Source organism: Moorena sp. SIO2C4 (assembly GCF_010672485.1).
In the GTDB taxonomy this organism is placed as follows: Bacteria; Cyanobacteriota; Cyanobacteriia; order Cyanobacteriales; family Coleofasciculaceae; genus Moorena; species Moorena producens.
Genome location: NZ_JAAHGN010000244.1, coordinates 1 through 8,126, shown reverse-complemented (window position 1 = coordinate 8,126; position 8,126 = coordinate 1). Strand labels below are relative to the sequence as shown.

At 44.3% G+C, this 8,126-nt stretch carries 5 protein-coding genes; 2 read left to right on the top strand and 3 right to left on the bottom strand.

Annotated elements, in window-relative coordinates; all coding sequences use genetic code 11:
* Nucleotides 1-332 precede the first annotated feature (332 nt).
* Nucleotides 333-1,508: an LptF/LptG family permease gene (locus F6K20_RS14775; RefSeq protein WP_353736758.1), complete on the top strand. Its 1,176-nt coding sequence runs from the start codon at nucleotides 333-335 to the stop codon at nucleotides 1,506-1,508.
* A 219-nt stretch (nucleotides 1,509-1,727) separates the two neighbouring features.
* Here F6K20_RS14775 and F6K20_RS14770 read toward each other — a convergent pair whose 3' ends face one another.
* The 3 genes from F6K20_RS14770 to F6K20_RS14760 form a co-directional block, all read right to left on the bottom strand.
* Nucleotides 1,728-2,936 (bottom strand): 4-hydroxy-3-methylbut-2-enyl diphosphate reductase, encoded by a 1,209-nt coding sequence (locus tag F6K20_RS14770; RefSeq protein ID WP_287251194.1) that lies wholly within the window; start codon nucleotides 2,934-2,936, stop codon nucleotides 1,728-1,730.
* Between the two features lie 168 nt (nucleotides 2,937-3,104).
* Nucleotides 3,105-3,974 (bottom strand): GDSL-type esterase/lipase family protein, encoded by an 870-nt coding sequence (locus F6K20_RS14765; RefSeq protein WP_287251195.1) that lies wholly within the window; start codon nucleotides 3,972-3,974, stop codon nucleotides 3,105-3,107.
* Nucleotides 3,975-4,108: 134 nt separating this feature from the next.
* The gene (locus tag F6K20_RS14760) at nucleotides 4,109-5,587 is read right to left on the bottom strand and encodes an ammonium transporter (protein WP_131827441.1); all 1,479 of its coding nucleotides are present in this window, start codon (nucleotides 5,585-5,587) and stop codon (nucleotides 4,109-4,111) included.
* Nucleotides 5,588-7,162: 1,575 nt separating this feature from the next.
* Here F6K20_RS14760 and F6K20_RS14755 point away from each other — a divergent pair.
* Entirely contained in the window at nucleotides 7,163-8,038 is an 876-nt protein-coding gene (locus F6K20_RS14755; RefSeq protein ID WP_008185564.1) for a hypothetical protein, read from the top strand.
* The last annotated feature ends 88 nt before the right edge of the window (nucleotides 8,039-8,126 follow it).

Genomic DNA, 8,126 nt, shown 5'->3' with positions numbered 1-8,126 from the left:
TCTCACACCCTTTGTAAGCGATGCAGAGGTGCGACCCGTGGCGAATTTAATTCGCCAACGGAAAAAGCACCATTACGGTCTTGGGGGTTTCCCCCACTCGCTATTGCATCAAGAAGCGCAAGAGTTTTACTTCTGACTTCTGACTTCTGACTTCTGACTTCTGCTATAAAACACCCCACACCCCACACCCCACACCACTTGTGATCAGAATTGCGATAGTTTGCAGATACTCCCATAACAAACATGGTAGGTTTACTGGATTGGGAAAACTTAGCAACAAAAGGCATGAAATTGTTTTCTATGCTTTTTGAAACTCTAACCACTTAACAAGATTGAAACTCGGCAAACCTTACTTCCTCAAATTCGTTTTTCCTAGCTTATCAGTGATGGATCGCTACATCGCTGCTGAACTCATCCCACCGTTTCTATTTGGTGTTGGCGGGTTTTCATCTATTGGTGTGGCTGTGGGTAGCCTGTTTGATATGGTAGTCAAAATCACTGAGTTAGGACTATCCTGGACAATTGCTGCCCAAGTCGTGCTGTTGAAGTTTCCTGAGTTTATGTCCTATGCCTTACCCATATCAGTACTTCTCGCGACACTAATAGCATATTCTCGCTTGAGTAATGACAGTGAGTTAATTGCCCTGCGCAGCTGCGGTGTGAGTTTATACCGACTGGTTGCCCCTGCTCTGGTTCTCAGCCTAGTGGTCACCGGGATTACTTTCCTGTTCAATGAATTAATTGTTCCAGCGGCTAACTACCAGGCAACTATAACATTAGAAAAAGCTCTTAATCAGGAAAAACCCGCTTTCAATGAAAACGGTATTCTGTATCCAGAGTATCAGACTTTTCCCCAACCCAATGGCACAACTACTCAGACACTCAAACGCTTATTCTACGCCAATGAATTTGATGGTCAGACCATGAAAGATTTGACTGTTTTGGAGTGGTCTAATCTGGGTAAGTTGAACAAAATTATTCTATCGGAATCAGCTCTTTGGAACTCTACGCAAAATACCTGGGATTTTTTCCATGGGTCAATTTATTTTATTAGTCCTAATACCTCTTTCCAAAAAATAGTAACCTTTGATCATCAAGAAATTCCATTTCCTAGAGCGCCCCTTGATTTAGTCACTAAAGCCCGTGACCCCTATGAGATGAATATTCTTCAAGCCATAGAAATGATCCAGTTGCTTCAGGGAGCTGGCGATCGCAAAAAACTCCGGATGCTGCAAGTGCGGATGCAACAAAAAATTGCTTTTCCATTCATTTGTATAATCTTTGGCTTAGTGGGAGCAAGCATCAGTATTCGACCTAAACGAATCAGCAAAGGGACTAGCTTTGGGGTCTGTTTAATCGTAATTTTTGGCTACTACTTACTGAGCTTTGTGATCGGAGGTTTTGGTATAGCGGGAATTCTCTCCCCTATTGTAGCCGCCTGGTTACCTAATTTATTCGGTTTCGGAGCAGGAGGATGGTTATTGTGGCGATTGGAGGCTAATGGTTGATGGGAATTTGGAGTAGGGAATAGGGAGTAGGGAGTAGGGAGTAGAGGAAATCAAATTGACTGTACCTTATTAAGCATTCAGCCCTTAGCTGTCAGCTGTCAGCTGAATGCCTAGATTAAATTTATACCCTTGGATGTTAATTTAAAATTGTTAAAATTGAAAATTATTAATGGCTATTAACCAGTTAAAATTTTCAATTTTAACTAATCCCAGTTAGTTCTAAACTGCTACAGCAGTCGCTTTAAGTTCAAAAATCTTATTGATTACATCTTCTACTACCTTATCAGGAGTAGACGCTCCAGAGGTTACTCCTACCACTATCGAACCAGAGGGAAGCCAATTTCGTGCTACTTCTACCTCCTGATGTAGGGGTTTATGCTCGATTTCATCAGCAGAAATAATCCGGTTGACACTGTCAATGTGATAGGATGGTAGTTGTCGCTCAATCGCAATTTCTTGCAGGTGAGTGGTATTGGAGGAATTAAAGCCACCAATCACAATCATCAAGTCTAGCTTTTCTTCCACTAGCTCCAACATGGCATCCTGCCGTTCTTGGGTGGCATCACAAATGGTATTGAAGCTTTGGAAGTGATCGTTTAAATTAGACGTACCATATTTCTTCATCATGGTGCGCTCAAAAAGTTTGCCCATCTGCTCGGTCTCGGTCTTGAGCATAGTAGTTTGGTTGGCAATCCCAATCCGCTCTAAATCCCGCTCTGGGTCAAAGCCAGCGGAGATAGCGTTTTTAAATTTATCGAGAAATTCCTCCCGGTTACCACCATTGAGAATGTAGTTGGCAACGTACTCCGCTTCTTGTAGATTCAGCACCACTAGATATTTTCCGGCAAAGGAACTCGTTGCTACGGTTTCCTCGTGTTTATATTTGCCGTGAATAATCGAAGTGTACTCTTTTTTCTTATGCTTCTCTACCGTGTTCCACACTTTGGACACCCAGGGACAGGTAGTATCTACAATCTTGCAGTCTTTCTCGTGGAGTAGCTGCATTTCCTGAACACTAGCACCGAATGCTGGTAAAATCACCACATCCCCAGCACCAACAACAGAGAAGTCTTTCTTGCCATCCTCAACGGCAATAAATCCTACTGACATTTCCCGCAAACGCTGGTTAACAGAGGGGTTGTGAATAATTTCATTGGTAATCCAGATCTGTTCATTGGGGAAGTGGGTGCGGGTTTCATAAGCCATGGCTACAGCTCGCTCTACACCCCAGCAAAAGCCAAATGCTTCTGCTAGCCGGATGGTCACATCTCCCTGTTGCAGCCGATAGTTATTGGCACGAATCTCTTGAATCAGACTGCTTTGATATTCCGATTCCAACTGAGAGGTAACTTCGGCTTCGTGACCAAATCCTTTACGGTGGTAGTTATCTGATTTTTGGAGTGAGCGCTTGAAAGCTTTTGTATCCATGGAGCTATCTTAAGCAAATTACTTATCCATCACTGCTATTATTAATTTACTTTTAATCAACCCTGACGCAATCCGTTTAGGAATTGTGATAATTTTTGTTCCCTACTCCCTCGGTGCGCTTTCCGTAGGCGAATTAAATTCGCCACGGGTCGCACCGCTCCCTACTCCCTACTCCCTGCTCCCTGTCCCCTTTGCTATAGGAATAGCTAATCCTTCTTGGAGGATAAGTTGCTCAAAGATTTGTAAACCATAGCGCCAGACTAAGTAACCTTGGGGACTCAGATGCAAGCCATCGGTACTAAGCTCAGGTTGCAGGTTGCCCTGATTATCAGCAAAGAGGGGATAGAGATTTAGATAAATCGCTCCTTCTGCGTGAGCGATCGCTTTTAGCTGCTGGTTCAGATTTTGGATGCGACTGTTGGGGATAGTAAGTAAGCGATCGCGTCCTTCCCAGGTTGCCTGTTCAGCACCATGGGGCAAAATCGATTGAAGGACAATCTTAGTTTCGGTATGGGCTCGCCGTAAGTAGCGAATCGTTAGCCGTTGGTTTTCTAGAATTGCTTCATCCTTGACCCCCCGAATTAGGTCATTGATGCCGATCATCACAAAAATTGCTTCTGGCTTAGTCTGATCCAAAATATCTAAGCGCTTGAGCAACCCTGCTGAGGTTTCCCCAGACAGTCCTTGATTAAGCCAGTAGCGTTTTGGGGGTAGCAGTGCATTGGGAAACCATAGGCTTAGAGAATCTCCCAGCAGAACGGTTAACTGTTCCGGTTGTTGATTAGCCACTACCTTAGCTTCCCTCTCCAGCAGTGCCAACCATTGTTGGTAATTTAACTGGTGTCGTGGTCCTAATTCAATTACTGGTTCAGGGGTGGGATTTAAAATTCGGGTAGTTACCACAGGATGGCTAACTGGATTTGACGTTGACTGCTGATACTCACCCAGTAGTACCCAGCTGAGAGTCAGAATCATGAACCCATTGGCAGCAAGGGATATTAAAGCCCAAGGTGGACAACGCTTCAACTCAATGAACAAAAAATTGGCATTATTTCTGTTCTAACATCCGTTAGGGAAAAGGTAATACCATCAGGTGACAGTTGACAGTTAACGCTTAACTGTCAACTGTTAACAAAAGCTAGTTAAAAGCAATAGACCATGCTAGCAAAACTCTAAAATTCAGAGCTACTAGCCATGTCTGTACTACTACTGAAGTTACCCATGCTAGAACTAGGGATCACACTGGATTCCTTGACAAATCCAGCGTAAGCTTCCATACCGTGTTCGGCAATATCCAAGCCTTCCAGTTCTTCTTCTGGTGTCACCCGGATACCGAGGGTAAGTTTGAGCACGAACCAGACGATACCACTAAACAGCACGGTAAAGCCACCAATCGCTAGAATACCCAGGATTTGGGTGCCAAGTTGACCGGCACTACCGGCGGTAAACAGACCTGAATCTTTAGCGAAGAGTCCAACGGCTAGGGTTCCCCAGATACCATTGACCAAGTGGACTGAAATTGCCCCTACCGGGTCATCAATTTTGATGTTGTCAAAGAAGGAAACCGAGAATACAACAATGATGCCACCAATCGCACCAATAATCACTGCTGAGAGATAGCTGACATTGTTACAGGGAGCGGTAATTGCTACTAATCCAGCCAAAATCCCGTTGATGATCATCGACAGGTCTGGCTTACCATCTTTTAGCCAAGCCGTCAAGGTGGCGGTAATCCCACCAGCTGCTGCGGCTAGGTTAGTGGTCACCGCAATATAGGGAACTGCCTCACTAGCAGCTAGCTCAGAACCGGGATTGAAGCCAAACCAGCCGATCCAGAGAATCAAGCAACCAAGAGTTGCAATACTCATGTTGTGACCTGGGATAGCACGAGGTTCACCGTTTTCGTACTTACCGCTACGGGGTCCGAGGAAGGCAGCTCCCATCAAAGCCGCCCAGCCACCAACGGAGTGAACCACGGTTGAGCCAGCAAAGTCTGAGAATCCCATGGCACCAAGCCAACCATCACTGCTCCAAACCCAGTGTCCAGTGATGGAGTAGGAAAAACCAACAATCAGGATGCTGAAGATTAAGAAGTCTAGGAACTTAATCCGTTCAGCAACCGCACCGGACACGATAGTTGCGGCAGTTCCAGCAAAAGCAGCTTGGAATAGGAAAAATACCGATATCGGTAGACCTGCCGGAAATGGGTCTAACCCATAGGTAGCGGGATCTTCACTGCTTAGGAAAAAGCCCGACATCCCAATAAATGCATTGCCTTTGCTGAACATAAAGGAGAAACCAATTGCCCAAAACGCAATGGTTGCCAAGGCAAAGACGATTAGGTTCTTCGAGAGAATGTTTACCGCATTCTTCTGGCGGCAGAAGCCGGTTTCTAGCATTCCGAATCCGGCATTCATGAAGATAACTAGGATGGCAGCTACCAATATCCAGATAGCATTGAGAGTTCCCTGAATTTCGGCTGGGCTAGGTGCCGCACTATCCTGGGCAACAGCAGCTGTATGCCAAACTAGAACAATTATCCCTGTCAGAGGAATACAGGCGAGCCAGTAAGGGGAAAACGATTTTGCGATCGCTTTCAATGGCTCTAGATAAGGAGAATCCCACGATGAGCGGGAGGATTGGTGAGCCATCGGTCGCCTAGATTTTACTAGGGTACCCTTGTTTTTCATTGTTCGCTGAGATTTTGAACTTGACATAATAAGCGTTAACTTACCTCTCTTTTTGATACACTTCCTCACACTGAGAAACTTCAGGAAACAAATTGTAAAATTAGCCACCGAAACCTAATAGTCCATCATTTTTCAAGGACTCATCATGACCTCACCCTGCTACCTTTACATACCTGATTGCTAGATGCTAGACCCCTGTCTGGGCCAGTAATCAGGGAGTTTCTTCAGCTAAAGCCTTGTCTTAAGACAAAACCTTACAAATAACTGGGACTATAGTCAAGGGAATTAAAGCATTATTTAATGAAATATTTCATTAAATGAAATTTTTCATTAAAAATTGCTGCAGGATACCCCACCTACACTGGTAGAGTTATTTGCTGACGGTGCTTTCAAGGGATGGAAGCCACCTTGAAAGTACTTAGCCCCAACCGACATGCTGCACCTCTAACTAATGGTTTAGACTAATGGTTTTGAAATTAATCCAGTTCTAGGTTCAAGTAAGCATGTTTTCTTGGTAGAAAATTGACTAAGCAATTTCGATAAAACTGGTACACGATACATGCTGATCAACCTCTCGTGTAAAAGTGATTACTCCCCTCGACCACGTACGCCACGATTTCTCAACTACCATGCACTAATGCTCACGAAAATTTGCTGATAATCCGAACTGGGTAAATATAAAGGAAGTGGTTACCAGCTAAACACGCTTGTGGTCTATTGACACTCCCTGCTCGCTTATGAGCGGAGATTCAATGTTCTACGACACGCCTTAAAATTAGCTATCCGAAAGGCAATACTTAAGCCAAGTATCCGTTCTAAAGAACCAAATACCGAGCCTAATTTAACTAACCCCAGTGGGCTTGTCTCCCTAAGCGTTTAAATACGTTCCCCTGTGCCCCACGGTACGTTAATTGGTGAAAGTTGACTTTACTGGTTCTTCGGTATCCGCGCTTGATCCATGGGTTTTGGCGGTGCGACCCGTGGCGAATTTAATTACGGGTCAAGCGCACCGATGAGGTTTTTCGCGCCTCGTGTACTAGCATCGCTTTACGTCGTTGGGGAGCTTGGCAGTACCGACGAATCCTGCCTGTGCTAGGCTACATCCTCATTATGTATCAACTCTGGAAAAGTCGCCCTAGAAGGGCACCTCAAGTAGCGTGGCCAAAGGCCAGGCTTGAAACCCAAAATTTTTGGTCAACTCTAATAAAGTCTTACCTCTTTAGTAACCCATCTACATCCTTTCGGATTAGGTGAGGTTATTGACTAGTTGATAGGTTTGTATTTGAGGTGTTTTGATCTAATATCTTTTTCTGTTATAATTCTGTATCAATATATACTGTTTTTCACAAAAAATGATCGTACTTAAAACTAGGCAGATGCAACGTCTAGTTGGGGAGCTAATTGGGCGAACGAGAATTTGACACTCCTACGGGTAGAAGCCGATCATGGTACAACTATAAGAATGGGCATACTGTAGACTAGGCATGTATTTGATATGCTCAAGGGATTAGCTATGGAATTGTATAAATAACAGCAGTGAATCGAATTGACCAGGAATTGGCAGCCTTAGAGGAAGCCATCACCCATTTGGCAAAAGAATTCCAAACAACCTACTCTAACTATTTGACCTTTTTAGGTCAATGCGTCGGGCAGCAGCTGATTATGGCTGCCTATCGGATTTGTACTCAAGGGTATCCTGAGTCTTTTCTAAATTTGTCGGTTAACAGTCGGCAACAGTTACAGCAATCCCTACGAAAGCTGGCTCAAGAGACTCAACAACAGTTGCCATCACTCCTAGAACAGTGGCAAGAGTCAAGGTCAGCTACTACTGATGGCTCTGATCATGACTCTGATCATGACTCTGAAATGCCTTCATCTGAAATACCTTCATCTACAGAAGACTCTCCATTTCTTAATGCTCCAACCGAGCCATCACCAGCAGCTGAGTTGACGAGTAACCCACGAAATAGCATAGAGAAACTGGAGGAATGGCTCAAGCACCTAGAGAGTGGGATCACCAAAACTATTCAAGATGTCTCTGTGGAAACCAATCGGATCTTGCATAAATCCTCAATTATACCAGACAAATTTCCCCAAGAAATCCTAGAAGCAGCGGCAAAAGTCGAAGCATCTGCAATCGAAACGGCTGAATCCCCCAATATTATCAAAATAATGATGGAAACTAAAGGTGATGGCGAAACAGATGAATCCAGATTAACCCGTATTATTGCCATTAAGCTGCGCTTATCTGAGATAGAATTTGCAGACCCTAACTTGACCCCTGGACGTAAGAAAATTAGAGATCTATTAGCTAAAATGAGTCAACTGAAGCGAGAGTATTACAAAAAACAGCGGCAAAAGGCAGTTGCTCAAGCCGAAGCAGCATGGCGTGCCAGCTGGTTTGACGATTAAACTGAGGTAATGATCAATGACTAAAAACCAAAGACCAAAGACTAAAGACCAATGACCAAAGACCAATGACCGAATTACCAGATTGGGA